Below are 20,604 nucleotides of genomic sequence, written 5' to 3'. Positions count from 1 at the left end.
GGCGCTTCCCGGTACCGTCGCGGGCCACGGTGCTCAGGCGAAGAGCGCCTGCCCCACGAATTCGCCCTCGGCCACCCCGCCCGGCACCGCGAAGATCGCGGAGCCGACGTGCTTCAGGTACTCGTTCAGGCCGTCTCGCGCGAGGCTCGTCTGCACGTCGATGAACTGCTGCGGCGAGCGCTGGAACGAGAGGAAGAAGAGCCCGGCGTCGAGCCGGCCGAGCGAGTCGTTGCCGTCGACGAAGTTGTATCCCCTCCGCAGCATCCGTGCACCGCCGTTGCTCGTGGGATGCGCGAGTCGCACGTGCGCGTCGGCGTCGATGAGCGGCGCGTCGGTCGCCCCGGTCTTGTCGAAGTCGGGTTCGGTGAACTCGGTGCCGCCCGAGAGCGGTGCCCCCTCGCCCTTCGAGCGGCCGACGAGCATCTCCTGCTCGCCGAGCTGCACGCGATCCCAGTTCTCGATGATCATGCGGATGCGGCGGGCCACGAGGTAGGAGCCGCCCGCGAGCCACGCCGGCTCGTCGGACGCGTGCACCCACACGTGATCGTCGACGATCGCCGTCTCCTCGGCCTTGACGTTCGCGGTGCCGTCTTTGAAGCCGAAGAGGTTGCGCGGTGTCGCCTGCGTCGTCGACGTCGACGAGGTGCGGCCGAATCCGAGCTGCGACCAGCGCAGGCTCGCCCGGCCGAACGCGATGCGGCTGAGGTTGCGGATCGCGTGCACCGCGACCTGCGGATCGTCGGCGCACGCCTGGATGCAGAGGTCGCCGCCCGACATCTCGGGCACGAGCGCGTCGCCCTGGAACCGCGGCAGCGGTTCGAGCATCGCGGGCCTGCGTGCCGAGAGGCCGAAGCGATCGGCGCCCGACTCATCGGTGAAGAGGCCCGGCCCGAACCCGAAGGTGATCGTCAACCCGCTCGCGGGCAGGCCGAGCGCCTCGCCCGTGTCGGTCGGCGGCGAGTAGTCGGAGCCGCCGACCGCCCCGCCCTCGGCGACCTCGAGGCCCTGGCTGAGGCGCGCCGCGGCATCCGTCCACTCGGTGAGCAGCCCGATGAGGCCTTCGCGGTCGAGCGCGTCGGCGACGTCGAAGGCGGCGAAGTGCAGGCGGTCTTGAGCGGGGGTCACGATGCCGGCCTGGTGCGCCCCGAAGTACGGGTAGACGGATGCCGCGGCGCCCGAGGCGTCCGTCGTGCCACCGCCGGTCGCGGCGAGCGCGACCCCTGCCCCGCCGGCGGCACCGACGACCGCCCCGGCCGCGCCCGCGCCGAGGACACCGAACAGCTGCCGACGGCTCACGCCGCCGCCGCTGGAACGATCGGCGCTCATCAGACCCCGAGCACCGTCGCGGTGAGCTTCGAGAGCGGCTCGGCGAGCGCGTTGACCTGGTCGCTGAGCGCCTTCTTGTCGGCGTCGGTCAGGGTCGCGTAGTCGACGAAGCCCGACTCCAGCGAGCCGTACTCGCTGAGCGCGTCCTCGAGCGCCGTGAACTGCTCGTCGATCTCGGTCGCGAGCGCCGTGCCCTCGTCGCCCTTCGACTCGGCGAGCGCGCGCACCGCGCCGAATGCGACGCCCGCGCCCTGCACGTTCGCGGCGAAGTCCGAGAGGTCGGTGCCCGACCACCAGTCCTCTTCACCGGTGATCTTGCCCGCGGCGACCTCGTCGAGCAGGGCGATCGCGCCGTTGGAGATGTCGGCGAGCGACACCGTGAAGTCGTCTGCGGTCACGAGCTCGTGCAGCTCGGCGACATCCGCGACGAGACCGTCGGCGTACACCTGGCGCTCGTCGGGCGTCGACGGCGCCCAGTCCTTCAGGGCGTCCTGCCCGTCGGAGTTGAGGTCACCGGCGGCCGGCGGCCAGAGGTCCTTCTCGATGCGGTGGAACCCGGTCCACTCGAGGCCGTCGGCGACGGCGTCGACCTCGCGGAAGTCGATCTTCGGGTCGAGGTCGCCGAACGCCTCGGCGGTCGGCTCGATGCGCTCGTACGGCACGCGGGTCGCGGCGAACAGCGACCGTGCGGTCTCGTCGTCGTCGCCGGCGGCGTAGGCGGCGGTGAACGCCTCGACGAGCGGCAGCAGTTCGGCCGACTGCGACCGCACATAAGAGAGGTACTCGGTGACGGCCTGGTCGGCGAGCTCCTGCTCGTCGGCCGAGACGGCGGAGGCCTCACCGGTCACGGTGAACTCGGCGAGCCCGATCGGGGCGCCGACCTGCTGGAACTTGCACGCCGTGTAGTAGGTGCCGGGGCCGAGCTGCGCGGTGAACTCGACCTCCTGCCCGGGCGTCACGTTCTCCTTCTCCCCCACGATGCGCAGCTGGTCGTCGGCGAGGATCTCGAACTCGTTCACGTCGGAGCCGTTGTTGGCGAGCGCGAACGTCACGGCGCCGGCCGGCGCGGTCGCGGCGGCCACGGCGCATCCGTCATCGGTGATGTCGACGGCGATCGCCGAGGCGAGGTCGGCTTTCGCGACGCAGCCCGTCAGGGCCAGCGCCAGTGCGGTCACGGCAGCGGATGCCGCGAGGGCACGTCGGGTCATGGGGACTCCTGGGTTGTCGGTGTTGCGGTGGAACTGCGGGTCAGGATGCGCCGGCGGAGCGGGCGCGCAGCGCCGTGCCGAGACCCGGTGCGGGAGTCTCGAGACGCTCGGGGGTGCTCGCCTCTCGGCCGGCGGGGGCCCGGCGTCGCCGCCGGTGCAGCATGCCGAGGTAGAGCGAGCTCGTGATGGCGACGTACACGATCCAGCCGATGACCTGGGCCCAGGTCGGCTCGGGCGTGAAGTTGAAGATGCCGCCGAGCAGGGTGCCGTACCAGCTGCCCGGTGGCACGAGCTCGACGAGGCTGAACGCGTGGGTGCCCCAGCCGGGGATGACGGAGGCCTCCTGCAGGTCGCCGATGCCGTACACGAGCACCCCGGCGGCGACGAGGATCAGGAAGAGCCCCGTCCAGGTGAAGAACACCGAGAGGTTGATGCGCACGAGCCCGCGGGAGATGCCCCACGAGATGACGACGGCGGTGAGGATGCCGAGCAGGGCCCCGGCCGTGCCGAGCACGGGGTCGCTGCCGCCCGAGACGTTCGCCCAGACGAAGAGGGCGGTCTCGATGCCCTCGCGGCCGACCGAGAGGGCCCCGAGCAGCACGATCGCGAACCAGGAGCGGTCGATCGCGGCATCCACCTGGCCGCGCAGCTCTTTCGAGAGGCCGGCACCGTGGGTGCCCATCCAGAAGATCATCCAGGTGACGAGCGCGACCGCGACGAGCGAGAGCACGCCGCCGAGCACCTCTTGGGCCTGGAAGGTCATCGCGTACGGACCCCAGGTGAGCAGGGCGCCGACACCGAGCGAGACGGCGATCGCGATGCCGATGCCGATCCAGAGCCGGCCGAAGAGGTCGCGGCGCCCGATCTTGCCGAGGTACGCGATGAGGATGCCGACGATGAGGCCTGCTTCGAGGCCTTCGCGGAGGCCGATCAGGTAGTTGGCGAGCACACGCGTCTCCTGGATGCGAACGAGTGGGATTGAGCTAAGGCTAACCTAATTTCGGAGCGTCGCACTGCGGTCGGCCGACGCAGAACGTCATCCCGGCTGCGCCGGGTTAGGCTAGCCTTTCCTGCTAGCGATTCCGAGAGAGCCTCATGACCCCTCGTCGATTCCTCCTGACCCTCGCGCCCGTCGCACTCGCGGCGATGGTGCTCAGCGGCTGCGCGGCGGGCGGCGCCGTCGACGGCGGCTCCGAGGCCGAGGCCTCCGACGACGCGCTCGTCGTCTACAACGCCCAGCACGAGCAGCTCACCGAGGAATGGGTCGCGGCCTTCACCGAGGAGACCGGCATCGAGGTGGTCGTGCGCCACGGCAACGACAGCGAACTCGGCAACCAGCTCGTCGAAGAGGGTGAGGCCTCTCGAGCCGACGTGTTCCTCACCGAGAACTCGCCCGCGATCTCGCTCGTCGAGAACGCCGGCCTGCTCGCGCCCGTCGACCAGGCGACGCTCGACCTCGTGCCCGAGGAGTACCGCCCGTCGAGCGGCCTGTGGACCGGCATCGCCGCGCGCTCGACGGTGTTCGTCTACAACCCCGAGCTGCTCGACGAGTCGGAGCTTCCGGCCTCGATCCTCGACCTCGCGGACGCCTCGTGGAAGGGCCGCTGGGGTGGGGCGCCCGGCGGCGCGGACTTCCAGGCCATCGTCTCGGCGATCGTCGAACTCACGGGCGCCGATGCCGCTGCCGACTGGCTGGCGGGCATGAAGAGCAACGCCACGATCTACCAGAACAACATCGCGACCATGAAGGCCGTGAACGCCGGCGAGGTTCCGGGAGGCGTGATCTACCACTACTACTGGTACCGCGACCAGGACGGCACCGAGGAGAACAGCGCGAACACCGAGCTGCACTACTTCGGCAACCAGGACCCGGGCGCCTTCGTGAGCGTCTCCGGCGGCGGCGTGCTGAAATCGAGCGCCCACAAGGAAGAGGCGCAGCAGTTCCTCGCCTTCCTCGCCGGCGTGCAGGGCCAGACGATCCTCGGCGAGGGCTACAGCTTCGAGTACCCGGTCATCGGCGATGTCCCGGCGAAGCCGCCGCTGCCCGCCCTCGACACCCTCGACGCCCCGGCCGTCGACCCGTCGACGCTCAACGGCCCCGAGGTCATCGACCTCATGACGGAGGCGGGGCTGCTCTGACCTTCACGGCGACACCGGCTGAGAGCCGAACGGCGCCGACCCGCGACGCGGGCCGGGCGGTGACCGGCGACGGTCGCACGCCGTCGGCGACGCTCCTCGCGCTCGTCGCCGTGCTCGCCGTCGCCATGCTCGTGCCGGTCGGCTACGTCGTCGCCACGGCGGTCGAGATCGGCTGGGCGGAGCTCGCGCCGCTGATCTTCCGTCCGCGAGTCGGCGAGCTGCTCGTGAACACCGTGCTGCTGCTCGTGCTGGGCGTGCCGGCGACGATCGTGCTCGGTGTCGGCGGCGCCTGGCTCGTCGAGCGCACCGACCTGCCCGGTCGTCGGTTCTTCGCGGTGCTGCTCGTCGCGCCGCTCGCCATTCCGGCGTTCGTGAGCAGCTACGGCTGGGCGAGCGCGATCCCGTCGATCAACGGGCTCGCCGGCGGGCTGCTCGTCGCGACCCTCGCCTACTCCCCCCTCGTCTACCTCCCCGCGCTGGCCACGCTGCGCGGTCTCGACCCGGCGCTCGAGGAGTCGGCCCGGTCGCTCGGACAGAGTTCGTGGGCGGTGTTCGGCCGCGTCATCCTGCCGCAGCTGCGCCTCGCCATCCTCGGCGGCGGACTGGTCGTCGCCCTGCATCTGCTCGCCGAGTACGGCGCGTTCGCATTCATCCGGTTCGACACGTTCACCACGGCGATCGTGGTCGCCTACCAGTCGACGTTCGCCGGGTCATCCGCCGCGGCGCTCGGCGTGGTGCTCGCCACCCTCTGCCTCGTGCTCCTCGTGATCGAGGCCGGCGCGCGCGGGCGCGCGCGGTATGCGCGGGTCGGCACCGGGAGTCCGCACCCTGCCGTGCCCGCGCGGCTCGGCCGAGCGACACCGCTCGCGATCGCCGCGCTCGTCGTGCTGGGCGCGGCGGCCACGGTCGTGCCGCTCGTGAACGTGGTGCGGTGGCTCGCGGCATCCGACCCCTCGGCCTTCGAAGCGATGCCCGCCGCCATCGTGCAGACCGTGCTGCTCGCGACCGGTGGGGCCGTCGGTGCGCTGCTCGTGGCGCTGCCGGTCGGGTGGTTGTCGGCGCGGTTCCCGGGGCGGCTCAGTCGCAGCCTCGAGGCGCCGTACTACGTGGCGAGCAGCCTGCCGGCGATCATCGTCGCGCTCGCGCTCGTCACGGTGACGCTGCGCTTCGTGCCTGCGCTCTACCAGACCGCTGCCACAGTGATGGCCGCGTACGTCGTGATCTTCCTGCCGCGCGCGCTCGTCTCGCTGCGGGCCGGCATCGCCCAGGTGCCCGAGTCGCTCGAAGAGGCGGCGCGCTCGCTCGGATCGGCGCCGATCGTGGCCCGGCTGCGCGTCACCGCCCCGCTGCTGCTCCCGGCCGTCGCCGCCGGCGGGGCGCTCGTCGCGCTCGGCGCGGCGAACGAACTGACCGCCACGCTGCTGCTCGCTCCAACGGGCACCCGCACGCTCGCGACCCAGTTCTGGTCGGCCGCGTCGGCCATCGACTACCCGGGGGCCGCGCCGTACGCGCTGCTGCTGATCCTGCTCTCGGTGCCCGCCGTGGCGCTCATGTTCGCACAGACGCGAGGAGGTCGCGCCCGATGATGCTCACCGTCTCCGGCGTCTCGAAGTCGTTCGGCCGCACCCCCGTGCTCGAGGGCGTCTCGCTCGCCGTGCCCCAGGGGTCGCGCACGGCGATCGTCGGCGCATCCGGAAGTGGCAAGAGCACGCTGCTGCGGCTCATCGCGGGCTTCGAGCAGCCCGATGCCGGCAGCATCCGGCTCGGCGACCGCACGCTCGCGGCGCCGGGCACGTCAGTGCCTGCGCATCGGCGCGACATCGGGTACGTCGCGCAAGACGGTGCACTGTTCCCCCATCTCACCGTCGCGGGCAACATCGCGTTCGGCCTCCCGCGCGGCCGCGGCCGCACCCGCGACGCCCGCGTGCGCGAGGTCATGGAGCTCTCAGCACTCAGCCCCGACCTTGCCGACCGCTATCCCCACCAGCTCTCGGGCGGGCAGCAGCAGCGTGTCGCCCTCGCCCGCGCCCTCGCGCCGCGGCCCGGCATCATCCTGCTCGACGAGCCGTTCAGCGCGCTCGACACGGGGCTGCGCGAGCAGACCCGCCGTGCCGTCATCGACGCGCTCGAACGCAGCGGCATCACCGCGGTGCTCGTCACGCACGACCAAGACGAGGCGCTCTCGTTCGGCCACGCCATCGGCGTGATGGTCGACGGCCGCCTCGCCCAGGCCGGCGCCCCCGACGCCGTGTTCGACGACCCCGAGACCGCCGAGATCGCCGCCTTCCTCGGCCCGGCCGTGCTGCTGCCCGCGAGCCCGGGCGACGGATGCGTCGACTGCGCGATCGGCCGCATTCCACTGCGCCACGACCGCAGCAACGGGGCGGTCGTGGGGTTCGCGATGGTGCGTCCCGCGCAGATCGACCTGAGCACCAGCGCGGATGCCGCGGAGCTGAACGCCCTCGTGCGCGAGGTGCGCCCCATGGGACCGATCGCCGAGGTCTCGCTGCTCGCGGGCGACACCGACCCCGTGCTCATCGACGTGCGCGTGCCCCTGCACCAGCTCAACGGACTGCGGCCCGGGTCGCGCGTCGCGGTGCGCGTCGACGGCGGAGCCGTCTTCTACCCGGCCGACGAGCCCCTCGAGCTCGACCGCGTCGGCGACGAGGCGCCGCACCCGGTCGGGGCGTGAGCTGAGCTGAGCTGCGCAGAGCGGCGCAGCGCGGGGCGGGGTGCCTTCAGCGCCGCCGCCGCCGTGCGAGAACCGCCGCGCCGCGCGCGACGACGAATGAGTACGCCTTCCACACGAGCACCCCGATGACGAGCGACAGCAGTGTCGCGAGCCAGGGCACGTGGTACTCGAGCGGCGGGTACACCTGCCAGTGCGTCAGGTAGATGAACATCGAAGCGCCGGCGAGCAGGCCGATCACCGGCACGAGCAGCCGCGGCACCGGCACGGCGGGCAGCCACAGCAGCACGAGCACGCCGGCGACGACGATCGCCTCGCGGCCCGGCTCGCCGAAGAACCCGGGCACCGTGACGAGCGTCAACGCCGAGGCCGTGAGCCGCTGGGCGAGGGTCGACGACCGCGCCACGAGCCATCCGAGAGCGATGCACCACACGACGCCGAGCGTCATGTACGCCGGTATGCCCTCAGCCTCGACGCCGCCGGTGAGGAGCAGACGCGCCGCAAGCGCCACGCCGAGCACGCCGAGAGCGAAGGCGAAGGGATGCCGCCGCTCCAGCCGATCGACCCTCGGCACGGCGAACACCGCGGCGAGTGCCACCATCGTCCACACGATCGCCTCGAGGAACCAGAACTGCCACTGTCGATTCCACGATTCGTCGCCGAGGAAGTTGTTCACGAACAGCGCCGTGGTCGGCCGGTAGCCGCCCGTGACGAGGCCGACCGCACCGATCCAGAGGGCGGCGGGCACGACCACCTGGGCGGTGCTCTTGAGCAGCCCCGCCACACGCCGTCGGCCGGGCGCGTCGGCGAGCTGGAAGCGCGCGAGGTTGTAGCCGGCGACCGCGAGCAGCAGGTGGGCTCCGCCCTGCACGAAGAAGAGGTTCGCGTGCGTGCCGACGATCAGCACGATGGCGATGGCACGAAGCAGTGCGGGGGTCTCGATCCGCGGCATCCGTCGACGGCGGCGGGGCGCGTCGAGTGAGCGCGAACCCGTCGCACCTGCACCCGTCGCACCTGGCGCAACCGTCGCACCCGCACCGGCCGCAGCTGCACCGGCCGCAACGTCCGCGAGCTTCCCGACCGACAGGCTCGGCCAGCCGCGGGGCAGTTCGCCGACGAGCTGTTCGAGCCGGAGTGAGACCTCGACGTAGCTCAGCGAGTCGCCGCCGAGCCCGGCGAACGAGTCCTCGGGCGTGGCGTCCGGGCGCCCGAGCACCTCGGCGTACAGGGCCAAGATGACATCGAGGGGCGTGCGGCGAGCGTCGGTGCCGGTGGCCCCGGCGACGCCACCCGGTGCGCTGTGCTGCTCGTGCTGCTCGGCCAGCGCCGCGTGGCGCAGGAGCGCCCCGGTGTCGGGCTTGCCGCTCGACGTGCGCGGGAACTCGGCGACCGCGTGCACCCGGATCGCGTGCGCCGGCAGCCCGAACAACGCCACCGCGCGATCGCGCACCGGCCCGGCGAACCGCTCGGCGAGCACGAACAGCAGCAGACGCTCGTCGCAGCTGGCGGCCCTCACCTCGTGCCCCCCGGCGTGACTCGAGCCCTCGTCGGCGAGGAGCCGCTCGACGCGATCGAGGTCGAGCCGCAGCCCGAAGATCTTCGCGAAACGGTTGTTGCGGCCGACGATCTCGTAGAGCCCGTCGTCGCGTACGCGCGCGAGGTCGCCGGTGCGCAGCTCCTCGATCTCTCGGCCGAGGGCGAAGTCGGCGGGCTGCTCGGCGTAGCCCATCATCACGTTCGGCCCGCCGTAGACGAGCTCGCCCACGTCTTCGCCGGCGGGTGCGTCGATCGTGAACCGGCCGCCCGGGATCGGGATGCCGATCGCGCCGGCGGACGCCTCGGCCAGGTGCGGCGGCAGGTACGCCATGCGCGCGGTGGCCTCGGTCTGGCCGTACATCACGATGAAGTCGAAGTGCCGCTCGCGGCCGAGCCGGGCGAAGCGGCGCACCCGCTCGGGGTCGAGGCGTCCACCTGCCTGCGTGATGTAGCGCAGGTTCGGAAGGTGGCGGCCGGCGAATCCCGTCGCCTCGAGCAGCTCGAACGTGTAGGGCACGCCCGCGAAGGAGGTCGCCGCCGACGCCGTGAACTCGTTCCAGAAGCCGTCGTCGACGACCGATCGCTCGGTGAGCGCGACACCGGCACCCGACACGAGATGGCTGTTGACGACCGAGAGTCCGTAGCAGTAATGCAGCGGCAGCGTGGTGATCGCGCGGTCGCTCGGTCCGAGTTGGAGGGAGTCGCCGATCGCGATGGCGTTGCTCACGACGTTCTCTCGCGAGAGCCGCACGAGTTTGGGCGAACCGGTCGAGCCCGAGGTGCTCGCGAGCATCGCGAGTTCGGGGTGCAGCTCGTGACGCGTGCCCTCGCGGCGCTCGTCGAGGTGCCAGGGGGCGACGGATGCCGCGGTGCCCGCCCCGTTCGGACCGGTCGCGACGATGTCGGGATCGAACCGCTCGATGAGCCCCCGCCGGTGTTCGGCCGACCGCGCGGGGTCGCCGTCGACGAAGAGCACCACGTGCCCGCCCTCGAGCGCAGCGAGGTAGGTGACGACCGGCTCGAGCGCGTTGCCACCCTCGATCATCACGAGTCGGCGCGTCGAGCCGAGTTCATCGCGTCGCGCATCGACCCGCGCCTGAATCTCGCCGTACGTGAGCGGCACGCCGCCGACGACGAGCGCGTCGTCGCTCGCACGTCCGCGCAGCAGCCTGAGACGGGTCGTCTCGGAAGATCGCGCGGACATGGCACTCCTGGAAGTCGTGGATAGCTCAGGTAAGAGTAGCCTCACCTACATTCCCTGACCGTCACATGACGCCACCGACGCAACTCGCACGTTGGGCGTAGCGTTGGAACGTGCTGACTCCGCCGAACACCGACAAGCGACCCATCGAACGCACGCACCACGGCGACGTCGTCGTCGACGACTACGAGTGGTTGCGCGAGAAAGACGACCCCGCCGTCGTCGCGCACCTGCACGAGGAGAACGCCTACACGAAGGCGAGAACCGAGCACCTCGCGATCCTGCAGGAGCAGATCTTCGAGGAGGTCAAGACCCGCACCAAGGAGACCGACCTCAGCGTGCCCACGCGCGAGGGCGACTGGTGGTACTTCACTCGCACGATCGAGGGCAAGCAGTACGGCATCCACTGCCGGGTTCCGGCCGCCGGGCCCGACGACTGGGAGCCCCCGGTGACGGATGACTCCGGCTCGCCGCTGCCCGGTGAGCAGGTGCTGCTCGACGACAACGCCGAGGCCGCCGGCCACGACTTCTACTCGCTCGGCAGCTTCGACGTGACGCCCGACGGCTCGACCCTGCTGTACGCGATCGACGTCGAGGGCGACGAGCGCTACACGCTCCGGCTCCGCTCGCTCGACGGCTCGGGCCGCGAATACGACGACGTCATCGAGGGCACGGCCGGCGGTGCCACGTTCGATCCGAGCGGCCGCCACGTCTTCTACGCGACGGTCGACGAGTCGTGGCGGCCCGACACGATCTGGCGGCACGAGGTCGGCACCGCGGCATCCGACGACGTCTCGGTCTTCCACGAGCCCGACGAGCGCTTCTGGCTCGGCGTCGGCGTCACCCGCAGCCGCAGGTTCCTCGTCATCGAGGCCGGGTCGAACGTCACGAGTGAGACGTGGCTGCTCGACGCGGAGGATCCGAGCGGCGAGTTCGCCGTCGTGTGGCCGCGCAAAGACGGAGTGGAGTACGACGTCGAGCACGTCGTGGCCGGCGGCATCGACCGGCTCCTCATCGTGCACAACGACGGGGCCGTCAACTTCGAGCTCGTGAGCGTCGCGGCATCCGACCCGCAGGGCCGGCGACGGGTGCTGCTGCCGCACGATCCCGCCGTGCGCCTCGAGGGAGTCGACGGGTTCCGCGACTTCGTCGCCGTCGAGTACCGGCGCGAGGGGCTGTCGCGTGTGGCGATCGCGAAGGTGCCCGAGAGCGGCCTGCCCGAAACCGCGACCCCCGATGACACGCTGCACGAACTCGACTTCGACGAGGCGCTCTTCTCGGTGGGTCTCTCGGGCAACCCCGACTGGACGCAGCCGACGCTGCGCATCGGCTACACGAGCTTCGTGACGCCCTCGACCGTGTACGACGTCGTCGTCGCCACCGGTGAGCGCAAGCTGCGCAAGCGCCAGGCCGTGCTCGGCGACTACGACGCCACGAGGTACGCGCAGCGCCGCGAGTGGGCGATCGCCGACGACGGCACCCGCGTGCCGATCTCCCTCGTGTACCGGCACGACCTCGTCGACCTCGGCACCCCCGCGCCGACCCTGCTCTACGGCTACGGCTCGTACGAGTACTCGATCGACCCCGGCTTCGGCATCCCGCGCCTGTCGCTGCTCGATCGCGGCATGGTCTTCGCGGTCGCGCACGTGCGCGGCGGCGGCGAGATGGGCCGGCTCTGGTACGAGCACGGCAAGAAGCTCGAGAAGCGCAACACCTTCACCGACTTCGTCGCGGCCGCCCGGCACCTCATCGACCAAGACATCACCGCCGCCGACCGGCTCGTGGCGCAGGGCGGCAGCGCCGGCGGCCTCCTCATCGGCGCCGTGGCGAACCTCGCACCGCAGTACTTCTCGGGGTTCCTCGCCGAGGTGCCCTTCGTCGACCCGCTGACCTCGATCCTCGACCCGTCGCTGCCGCTCACGGTGATCGAGTGGGACGAGTGGGGCAACCCGCTCGACGACGAGGAGGTCTACTTCTACATGAAGTCGTACTCCCCCATCGAGAACGTGCACGACGGCGCCCACGGCGGCCGGCACTACCCGCCGATCCTCGCGGTGACCTCGCTCAACGACACCCGCGTGCTCTACGTCGAGCCCGCGAAGTGGGTCGCGAAGCTGCGCGACGCCGGCGCCGACCCGCTGCTGAAGATCGAGATGGCGGCCGGGCACGGCGGCGTCTCCGGGCGGTACTCGGCGTGGCGCGAGCGGGCGTTCGCCTACGCCTGGGTCATCGACGCGGCCGGAGCGCACCCGAGCGGGGAGTGATCGAGGGCGGGCGGATGCCGCGGCATCCGCCCGCTCGGCGTCAGTGCCGCACGTCCGGCGTCAGTGCCGCACGTCGTAGGTGATGTGCGTCGCGAGCTCGGTGTTCAGCACCTCGACGGGCGTCATCTCGACATGGAGCCCGTCGAAGAGTCGCTCGCCGTCGCCGAGCATGATCGGCGCGATGCTGAGGATGATGCGGTCGATGCGACCCGCGGCGAGGTACTGACGCACCGTGCTGGCGCCGCCGGCGATGGAGACCCGGCCCGTGCCGGCGGCGGCCTTCGCCCGGGCGAGCGCATCGTCGATGCCGGTCGTGACGAAGTGGAACGTGGTGCCGCCCTGCATCGGAATCGGGTCGCGCGCATGATGCGTGAGCACGAACACCGGCCCGTGGTAGGGCGGATCGTCGCCCCACCATCCCTTCCACTCGTCGTCGGGCCACTCGCCCCGGATCGGGCCAAACATGTTGCGCCCCATGATGTAGGCGCTCGGGGCGAGGATCTGGTCGACGATCGACTGGTTCTCATCGGGCTGCTCGAACATCCACCGATGCATGTCCTCACCGCCCTCGCCGAGCGGATCGTCGAGCGACTGGTGAGGTCCGGCGACGAAGCCGTCGAGCGAGATCGTCAGGTTGGCGGTGACGAGACCGTCGTCGAGGGTCATGAGGGCACACTACGCCCAGCGCCCGAGCAGCGCAGCACTGCATGCGAACGCACGGATTCAGCGCTGAGCGAGCACGATTCCGGATGTCGCGGGCCGGTGCCAGACTGACGAAATGTCTCTTCTCTCTGATCTGAGCGAGCGAATTCCAGGCCGGGTGCATGGTCCCGGCGCAACCGAGTACGACGCCGGCCGCACCGTCTTCGCCGGCATCGGCGAGCCAGAAGCGGTCGTGCGGCCGCACACCGCCGACGACGTCGCGTCCGCCGTCGGCCTCGCCGCTGCGGCGGGCATTCCCATCGCCGTGCGCAGCGGCGGCCACGGCCTCCTCCCGGTCGACGACGGACTCGTCGTCGACCTCGCCGAATTCACCGCCATCGAAGTCGGCGCCGACGGCCTCGTCACCGTCGGCGGCGGCGCGCGCTGGGGCGATGTCGCGGCGGCCCTCGCCCCGCACGGGCTCTGCATCAGCTCGGGCGACACCCGTGACGTGGGCGTCGGCGGCATCGCGCTCGGCGGCGGCATCGGCTGGCTGGTGCGCGCGCAAGGTCTCGCCGTCGATGCCCTGCGCGAGATCCAGCTCGTGACTGCAGCCGGCGAGGTGCTGATCGTGAACGAGACCCTGCACCCCGAGACGTTCTGGGCGCTCCGCGGCGGCGGCGGCAACTTCGGCGTGGCGACGCGCTTCACGTTCCAGGCGATGCCCGCCGAAGGGCTCGTCGGCGGGCACGTGCAGTTCGACCGGTCCGATGTGCCCGCCGTGCTGCGGGCGTGGCGCGACGTGATGCGGGCCGGCCCCGACGAGCTGAACTCGTCGCTCGTGCTGATGCCGCCGTTCGGCCCCGAGATGCCCGGCGGCCCGCAACTCGGCGTCGCCCTGCAGGGAAGCGAAGAGCAATTGCGTGAACTGCTCGCGCCGCTCCTCGAGCTGCCGTCGGTGCTCGAGGTCGCCCTGGTCCCGGTGGCCTACGGCGAGCTGCTCGAAGACGCCCCGCCCGGGCGTCCGCCGTTCCTGTTCGTCGGCGGCAACGGCTTCGTGCCCGAGCTCTCCGATGCGGCGCTCGACGCGATCGCCACCGCCTACGACCGCGAGGTGCCCACCATGGTGCTGCTGCGGGCCCTCGGCGGCGCGTTCTCCCGCGTCGCGCCCGAGGCGACGGCGATCGCCCACCGCGACGCCGAAGCACTGCTGATCGTCAACGGAGTGCTGGCGCTCGACGCGGCGCCCGAACTCGTGGCAGCGACGAAGGTCGGCAGCGACGCGGCCATCGCGTTCACGAGCGGGGTCTACGGCAACTTCGCGCCAGAGCGCGGCGACGAGGTGACCGCGTCGATGTATCCGCCCGCGACGCTCGAGCGCCTGCGCCGGGTCAAGGCACAGCTCGACCCGGGCAACGTGTTCCGGCAGAACCACAACATCACGCCCGCGGGCTGATGTCGCGGCGGGCGGGTGCCCGGGGCTGTGGCTTGGCGGCGGCTCGCGGCATCCGCATCGCATCGCATCGACGCGGCGCCGGGCCGCGCCAGCGCGCGTCAGACGGTGACGAGCGGGGCGGCCACCGCTTCGAGCGCCCCGGGAACGAGACGGAAGTAGGCCCAGGTGCCGCGCTTGGAACGGGTGAGGAAGCCCGCCTCGGTGAGGATCTTCAGGTGGTGCGAGACCGTCGGCTGACTGAGCCCGACCGGCTCGATGAGATCGCAGACGCACGCCTCTTGACCCTCGGATGCCGCGACGATCGAGACGAGCCGCAGTCGCACCGGGTCGGCGAGTGCCTTGAGCTTTCGCGCGAAGAGCTCGGCGTCGCCGGGCGTGATCGTCTCGCGGGTGAGCGGCGCGCAGCAGGCGACCGGCGCGGCGGCGGGCGCGACCGCGTCGCGGTTCACGAGAGGTAGTTCGACGATCGTCACACGATGAGTCTACCCGTATATTGACATTCGTCGATATAGTCGCCACACTCGGTATATCGACGAACTTCAATGAATGCGAGCACTCGGATGACCCTCATCGACCTCACCCCACCGACGACCCTCGCCCCGCGGCTGCAAGCGCTGCCCGTCGCCATCATCGGCGCGGGCCCGATCGGCCTCGCCGCCGCGGCGAACCTCGCCGAGCGCGGGCTCGACTTCGTACTGCTCGAAGCCGGCGACCGCATCGGCGCGAGCGTGCTGCAGTGGGGCCACACCCGGCTCTTCTCGCCGTGGAAGCACCTCATCGACCCGGCGGCGCAGCGACTCCTCCTCGACCAGACCGACTGGGTGGCACCGCCCGGCGACTCGCTCCCCACCGGCGCCGAACTCGTCGCGCGGTTCCTCGCGCCGCTCGCCGCGCTTCCGGCGATCGCCGCCCGCACCCGCCTCGGCGTCGACGTCACCGACGTCTCCCGCGAGGGCATGGACCGCACGCGCACCGCCGCCCGTGCGCAGGCGCCGTTCCTCCTGCGCGTTCGCACCGCCGACGGCGTCGAGGAGCTCACCGCCCGCGCCGTCATCGACGCCTCGGGCACCTATCGCAGCCCCAACAGCCTCGGTTCCTCGGGCCTCGACCCGCTCGGGTTCGACGAGGTCGCCGAGCTCGTGAGCCACGCCCTGCCCGACGCGCTCGGCCACGATCGGGCCGCGTTCGCCGGCCGCCACACGGTCGTCGTCGGTGCCGGACACTCCGCCGCCAATACGCTCCTACAGCTCGCGGAACTCGCCGAGCAGGATGCCGGAACCCGCATCACCTGGGTCATCCGCAACGCCACCGCCGCGCGCGTCTCGACCTCGCCCGATGACGAACTGCGGGCGCGGGCATCGATCGGCGCCCGCGTCGACGCACTCGTCGCGGCCGGCCGCATCGAGCTCGTCGACCGCTTCGAGATCGTTCGCCTCGCTCGCGGCGGAGACGACGGGGCATCCGTCGTTCGCATCACCGGCCGGCGCGGCGACGGGCTCGAGACGATCTCGGCCGACCGCATCGTGAACGCCACGGGGTTCCGGCCGAACCTCGACATGCTGCGCGAGATCCGGCTCGAGCTCGACGAGATCGTCGAAGCCCCTCGGCGGCTCGCTCCCCTCATCGACCCGAACCTGCACTCGTGCGGCACCGTCGAGCCGCACGGATTCGCCGAGCTCACCCAGCCCGAGCGCGACTTCTTCATCGTCGGCATGAAGAGCTACGGCCGGGCGCCGACGTTCCTGCTCGCGACGGGCTACGAGCAGGTGCGCTCGGTCTCGGCCTGGCTGGCCGGCGACGCCGCAGCCGCGCGCAACGTCGAGCTCGTGCTGCCCGCCACCGGCGTGTGCTCGACCGGCGAACCCGGCGAAGCCGGCGAACCCGGCCGAGCCGGCGCGGGGGGCACCGCCTGCTGCAGTTGAGTCGACCGGCTCGGGCCGGGATGACTCAGAGCTCGTCGGTGAGCAGTCGCCGCAACCACTCGCGCCGCGCGCGATGCGCTTCGATCGAGACCACGGGCGACTCGGCGGCGCAGTCGGAGCCGTGGAAGGCGCCCGACCAGACATGCAGTTCGGCGCGGCATCCGTGCGCCCAGAGGCCGCCGGCGTAGCCGACGATCGTGTCGCGGAAGAGCTCGGCGGAACCCGTGTCGAGAAAGCTCGGCGCGAGCCCGGCGAGGTCGTCGCGCTCAGCCGGCGGCACCAGCTCGCTCCCCGCCAAGACGGCCGCCCAGGCCGTCGCGTTGCTGAGTTCGCTCCACGAGGGGTCTTGGGCGAACTGGCGGATCGCCGGGGTCGGTTCACGGCCGAGCATGGGGCAGATCAGCAGCTGGCCCACGAGAGGGATGCCGCGGTCTCGACACTCCATAGCGGTGGCCGCGGCGAGCCCGCCGCCACCGCTCTGCCCGGCGAGCACGACCGGCAAGCCATCGTCTGCGCACGCCACGACGGCCTCGATCACCGTCTCGACCATGCGCTCGAGACGGTGCTCGGGAGCCAACGGGTACTCGACCGTCCACACCTCGAGGTCGAGCGCGTCGGCGTGACGCGCGACGACATCGACGCCGTCGAAGCGGTTGCCGGCGATGAGCCCCCCGCCGTGCAGGAACACCACGCGCGCGGCAACCCGCTCACCCCGGAACACGGTGACGGCCGAGCCATCCTCGAGCTCATGGCCCTCTGCGGTCAGACCCAGTCGAGCCGCCACCGCCTCGGCCGTGGTGCCGCGCGCCGCGCCCGCGCGCCGGTAGGCGGCGATGTCGACTGCCGTCGCGATGTCGGTCGGCATCGTGCGCGCGAGGTCGGCGAGGGCGCCTCGGAGCGACCGGGCGACCGGGACCCGCGGCTCGGCTTCGGCCGGGGGGCATGTCGACCGCAACATCTGCCTCTTTCGTCGATGACTCGGGGATCGCCTGCCAGCCTATGGTTCCGAGCCACGCCCGGAGGCTCCCTCGGTACTAGGACGCTTCGAGGATGATCGCCGGCTGCTCCTCGACCGGCGTCGCAAGCCCTCGCTCGGCGAGGAAGTGCTCGGCGTCGAGGGCGGCGGCGCAACCGGTGCCCGCCGCCGTGATGGCCTGGCGGTAGCGCTTGTCGACGAGGTCTCCGCACGCGAAGACGCCCTCGAGATTCGTTCGGGTCGACGGATGCGCCACCTTCACGTACCCGTCGGCGTCGAGCTCGACCTGCTCGGCGACGATCTCGCTGCGCGGGTCGTGACCGATCGCGATGAACAGGCCCGTCGCGTCGATGGCCTTCTGCTCACCGGTTGCGGTGTCGCGCAGCTGCAGCCGCTCGAGGCCGTCGGCGCCTTCGACGGCGATGACCTCGGCGTTCCAGTACGGGCGGATCTTCGGGTTGGACAGCGCCCGCTCCTGCATGATGCGCGACGCCCGCAGCGAGTCGCGCCGGTGCACGAGGGTGACGGAGTCGGCGAACCGGGTGAGGAACATGGCCTCTTCGAGCGCCGAGTCGCCGCCGCCGACGACCGCGATGTCCTTGCCACGGAAGAAGAAGCCGTCGCAGGTGGCGCACCAGGAGACGCCGCGGCCGGTCAGTCGCTCCTCGCCTTCGACGCCGAGCTTGCGATAGGCCGAGCCCATGGCGAGCACGACGGAGTGCGCCCGGTATTCGACGCCGTTGATGGTGCGGATCGTCTTCACATTGCCGGTGAGCTCGACCTCGGTCGCGTCGTCGTAGACGATGCGGGCGCCGAATCGCTCTGCCTGCTGCCGCATCTGCTCCATGAGTTCGGGCCCCATGATGCCCTCGGCGAACCCGGGGTAGTTCTCGACCTCGGTCGTCGTGACGAGCGCCCCGCCCGCCTCGACCGAACTCGCGAGCACAACCGGCGCGAGGCCGGCCCTGGCGAGGTAGACGGCGGCCGTGTACCCCGAGGGGCCCGAGCCGATGACGACGACGTTCTCGGTGGGACCCGGGAGGCTGCGTCGCCCGGCGGAGTCGAGCTCGACCATGGCTACGCCGCCGGGGCGATCTCGGCGAGAAGCGCCTCGACTCGGCGTCGGATGTCGTCACGGACGCGTCGCACCGTCTCGAGGTCCTTGCCCGCCGGATCCTCGAGCACCCAGTCTTCGTAGCGCTTGCCGGGGAAGATCGGGCATGCGTCGCCGCAGCCCATCGTGATCACGACGTCCGACTCCTTCACGGCGTCGAGGGTGAGGATCGTCGGGGTGTTGCCGGTGATGTCGATGCCCTCCTCGGCCATGGCCTCGATGGCGACGGGATTGATCTGATCCTTCGGCTCCGAGCCGGCTGAGCGGACCTCGACACCGTCGCCGCCGAGCGCGCGGAGGTACCCCGCGGCCATCTGGGAGCGACCGGCATTGTGAACGCAGACGAACAGGACGGAGGGCTTCTTCTCAGTGCTCATGACCACAATGATAGACGTACATCTATGATTTGGCTACTGCGACCGAGACTTTCGTTCGGACCGGCTCTGCGGCGGCGACCGCGGTCGGGAAGAGGAAGCTCACGAGCAGCACACCGAGGAATCCTCCGACGAGCTGCGCACCGAGGAACGGTGCGACCGACGCCGGCGCGATGCCCGCGAACGTGTCGGAGAAGATGCGACCGACGGTCACAGCCGGGTTGGCGAAGGAGGTCGAGCTGGTGAACCAGTAGGCCGCGCCGATGTACGCACCCACAGCGGCCGGGATGATCCGCGCGTTGCCGCTTCGCACGAGCGCGAAGATCACCAGCACGAGCCCGGCGGTCGCCACGATCTCAGCGAGGAGGGTGCCGGGCGCCGCGCGCTCGGTCGACGAGATCGCGGCGGGCACGTCGAACATGGCGTTCGCAAGCAGTGCGCCGACGATCGCGCCGAGCACTTGCGCGACGGCGTACGGTGCGACATCGCGAGCGGAGAATCCCGGTTGGCCCGAACGGCGCGAGAGCCACCAGTCCGCCAGGGAGACGACGGGGTTGAAGTGCGCGCCCGACAGCGGCCCGAGCACGGCGATGAGCACCGCCAGACCGAGGGTCGTGGCGATGCTGTTCTGCAGCAGCTGGAGTCCGACGTCGTTCGGAGAGAGCTCCGAGGCGGCGATTCCGGAGCCGACGACGATCGCGACGAGGAGGGCGGTGCCCAGGAACTCGGCGACCAGGCGACGGGTGAGCGGGGCAGGGATGGGCTGGGGTGACACGTCGGCGGTCATCGGTCCTGTCGATCTCAGAGGGTGGTGAGCAGCTCGCGGATGCGGCGCTCGATGTCATCCCGGATCTCCCGCACCTGAGCGAGGGGCTTGCCCACCGGGTCGGGGAGTTCCCAGTCGAGGTACCGGCGGCCCGGGTAGATCGGACAGGCGTCGCCGCACCCCATCGTGATCACGACATCCGCCGCGCGGACCACCTCGTCGGTCAGCGGCTTCGAGTACTCGCCGGCCAGCGGCACGCCGATCTCGTCGAGCGCGGTCAGGACGGAGCTGCGCACCTCGCCGGCGGGATCCGAGCCGGCGGTGCGCACGTGCACCCGGTCACCGGCCAGGTGCCGGAGGATCGCCGAGGCCATCTGGGATCGGCCGGCGTTCTGCACGCAGACGAACAGCACCTCCGGCGCGCCGGTACTCGGCGCCGTGTCATCCCGGGCGAGCGCCTCGAGGCGATCCGCCGCGAACTGCGCCGCGAGCGAAGGGACGCGCTGGCCAGGGGTCGGCCGTGCCGCGAGCAGCTCGTAGCTCTCGTGCACGTACCGCTCGACCGTCTCGGAGCTGAACACGCCCCGGAACCGTTCGCTGAGATTCTGCACGACCCGGTCGAGGATCGGCTCGACGGCGACCTCGGTTTCGGGCCGGCCGAGCATCTCGGCGATCCGGTCGGCATGAGCCGGCGCCAGGGAGTACCAGGTGCGGCGCCCATCGGGCTCACGCTGCAGCAGCCCTTCATCGAGCAGCGCCTTCACGTGGTGGCTCACGGTCGGCTGCCGCAGCCCGAGCTCCTCGGCGAGTCGACCGACGAGCACCCGGCCGTCGGGGGCGGCGAGGATGCTCCGGAGGATGTGAGCGCGCGTCGGATCGGCCACGAGCCGGAGCTCGCGCGTGGCCTCAGCGACATCACCCATAGACCAAAGTCTATGGCACGGAGCCCGGCCAGCGTCGAGCACCACGACACCGAGCAAGAACTTCGCGT

Annotated in this window: 17 protein-coding genes; 6 read left to right on the top strand and 11 right to left on the bottom strand. The window is 71.3% G+C overall.

Features of this window, described 5'->3' with window-relative positions; genetic code table 11:
* Positions 1-33: 33 nt before the first annotated feature.
* Genes efeB through efeU form a run of 3 tightly spaced genes read right to left on the bottom strand, consistent with a single transcriptional unit; the run spans position 34 to position 3,483 of the window.
* Complete coding sequence (efeB, locus tag DCE93_RS00470) at positions 34-1,326, bottom strand: iron uptake transporter deferrochelatase/peroxidase subunit (protein ID WP_108594159.1); 1,293 nt, start codon at positions 1,324-1,326, stop codon at positions 34-36.
* Positions 1,326-2,534, bottom strand: coding sequence for an iron uptake system protein EfeO (gene efeO, locus DCE93_RS00465; RefSeq protein WP_108594158.1), 1,209 nt, complete (start codon positions 2,532-2,534; stop codon positions 1,326-1,328). The genes efeB and efeO overlap by 1 nt, the downstream gene beginning before the upstream one ends.
* Positions 2,535-2,574: 40 nt before the next feature.
* Positions 2,575-3,483 (bottom strand): iron uptake transporter permease EfeU, encoded by a 909-nt coding sequence (efeU, locus tag DCE93_RS00460; protein ID WP_108594157.1) that lies wholly within the window; start codon positions 3,481-3,483, stop codon positions 2,575-2,577.
* 146 nt (positions 3,484-3,629) lie between these two features.
* Here efeU and DCE93_RS00455 point away from each other — a divergent pair, with 146 nt between their 5' ends.
* The 3 genes from DCE93_RS00455 to DCE93_RS00445 are packed head-to-tail and all read left to right on the top strand — an operon-like array spanning position 3,630 to position 7,365.
* Positions 3,630-4,673 carry an iron ABC transporter substrate-binding protein gene (locus DCE93_RS00455; protein ID WP_108594156.1) on the top strand — a complete coding sequence of 348 codons (1,044 nt, stop codon included), beginning with the start codon at positions 3,630-3,632 and terminating at the stop codon, positions 4,671-4,673.
* 59 nt (positions 4,674-4,732) lie between these two features.
* Complete coding sequence (locus DCE93_RS00450) at positions 4,733-6,259, top strand: ABC transporter permease (protein WP_244284198.1); 1,527 nt, start codon at positions 4,733-4,735, stop codon at positions 6,257-6,259.
* Positions 6,256-7,365 carry an ABC transporter ATP-binding protein gene (locus DCE93_RS00445; protein ID WP_108594155.1) on the top strand — a complete coding sequence of 370 codons (1,110 nt, stop codon included), beginning with the start codon at positions 6,256-6,258 and terminating at the stop codon, positions 7,363-7,365. The genes DCE93_RS00450 and DCE93_RS00445 overlap by 4 nt, the downstream gene beginning before the upstream one ends.
* A gap of 46 nt (positions 7,366-7,411) precedes the next feature.
* On the opposite strand, the gene DCE93_RS00440 is transcribed toward DCE93_RS00445, so the two are convergent.
* A complete protein-coding gene (locus DCE93_RS00440; protein WP_108594154.1) occupies positions 7,412-10,102 on the bottom strand; it encodes an AMP-binding protein in 2,691 nt (896 codons plus the stop codon).
* Positions 10,103-10,212: 110 nt separating this feature from the next.
* On the opposite strand from DCE93_RS00440, the gene DCE93_RS00435 reads away from it, so the two are divergent.
* Positions 10,213-12,363, top strand: a complete 2,151-nt coding sequence (locus DCE93_RS00435) for a S9 family peptidase (RefSeq protein WP_108594153.1) — start codon at positions 10,213-10,215, stop codon at positions 12,361-12,363.
* A 60-nt stretch (positions 12,364-12,423) separates the two neighbouring features.
* Here the strand turns inward: DCE93_RS00435 and DCE93_RS00430 are convergent, their stop codons facing one another.
* Positions 12,424-13,029 carry a dihydrofolate reductase family protein gene (locus DCE93_RS00430; protein ID WP_108594152.1) on the bottom strand — a complete coding sequence of 202 codons (606 nt, stop codon included), beginning with the start codon at positions 13,027-13,029 and terminating at the stop codon, positions 12,424-12,426.
* Between the two features lie 112 nt (positions 13,030-13,141).
* Between DCE93_RS00430 and DCE93_RS00425 the strand changes: the two genes are divergently transcribed.
* The gene (locus tag DCE93_RS00425; protein ID WP_108594151.1) at positions 13,142-14,461 is read left to right on the top strand and encodes an FAD-binding oxidoreductase; all 1,320 of its coding nucleotides are present in this window, start codon (positions 13,142-13,144) and stop codon (positions 14,459-14,461) included.
* A gap of 98 nt (positions 14,462-14,559) precedes the next feature.
* Here DCE93_RS00425 and DCE93_RS00420 read toward each other — a convergent pair whose 3' ends face one another.
* Positions 14,560-14,928, bottom strand: a complete 369-nt coding sequence (locus DCE93_RS00420; RefSeq protein WP_235825222.1) for an ArsR/SmtB family transcription factor — start codon at positions 14,926-14,928, stop codon at positions 14,560-14,562.
* 93 nt (positions 14,929-15,021) lie between these two features.
* Between DCE93_RS00420 and DCE93_RS00415 the strand changes: the two genes are divergently transcribed.
* The gene (locus tag DCE93_RS00415) at positions 15,022-16,383 is read left to right on the top strand and encodes an NAD(P)/FAD-dependent oxidoreductase (RefSeq protein WP_108596487.1); all 1,362 of its coding nucleotides are present in this window, start codon (positions 15,022-15,024) and stop codon (positions 16,381-16,383) included.
* A 25-nt stretch (positions 16,384-16,408) separates the two neighbouring features.
* Here DCE93_RS00415 and DCE93_RS00410 read toward each other — a convergent pair whose 3' ends face one another.
* From DCE93_RS00410 to DCE93_RS00390, 5 genes are all read right to left on the bottom strand, one after another.
* Positions 16,409-17,341 carry an alpha/beta fold hydrolase gene (locus DCE93_RS00410; RefSeq protein WP_108594150.1) on the bottom strand — a complete coding sequence of 311 codons (933 nt, stop codon included), beginning with the start codon at positions 17,339-17,341 and terminating at the stop codon, positions 16,409-16,411.
* Between the two features lie 76 nt (positions 17,342-17,417).
* Positions 17,418-18,434 (bottom strand): thioredoxin-disulfide reductase, encoded by a 1,017-nt coding sequence (gene trxB, locus DCE93_RS00405; protein ID WP_108594149.1) that lies wholly within the window; start codon positions 18,432-18,434, stop codon positions 17,418-17,420.
* 2 nt (positions 18,435-18,436) lie between these two features.
* Positions 18,437-18,850: an arsenate reductase ArsC gene (locus tag DCE93_RS00400; RefSeq protein ID WP_108596486.1), complete on the bottom strand. Its 414-nt coding sequence runs from the start codon at positions 18,848-18,850 to the stop codon at positions 18,437-18,439.
* 22 nt (positions 18,851-18,872) lie between these two features.
* Positions 18,873-19,634, bottom strand: a complete 762-nt coding sequence (locus DCE93_RS00395; protein WP_108594148.1) for an MIP/aquaporin family protein — start codon at positions 19,632-19,634, stop codon at positions 18,873-18,875.
* Positions 19,635-19,648: 14 nt separating this feature from the next.
* Positions 19,649-20,536, bottom strand: a complete 888-nt coding sequence (locus tag DCE93_RS00390) for a metalloregulator ArsR/SmtB family transcription factor (RefSeq protein WP_108594147.1) — start codon at positions 20,534-20,536, stop codon at positions 19,649-19,651.
* Positions 20,537-20,604 lie beyond the last annotated feature (68 nt).

This window comes from Agromyces badenianii (assembly GCF_003070885.1).
GTDB lineage: Bacteria > Actinomycetota > Actinomycetes > Actinomycetales > Microbacteriaceae > Agromyces > Agromyces badenianii.
The sequence above is the reverse complement of the archived record's forward strand: the minus strand, read 5'-3'. Positions and strand labels throughout refer to the sequence as shown.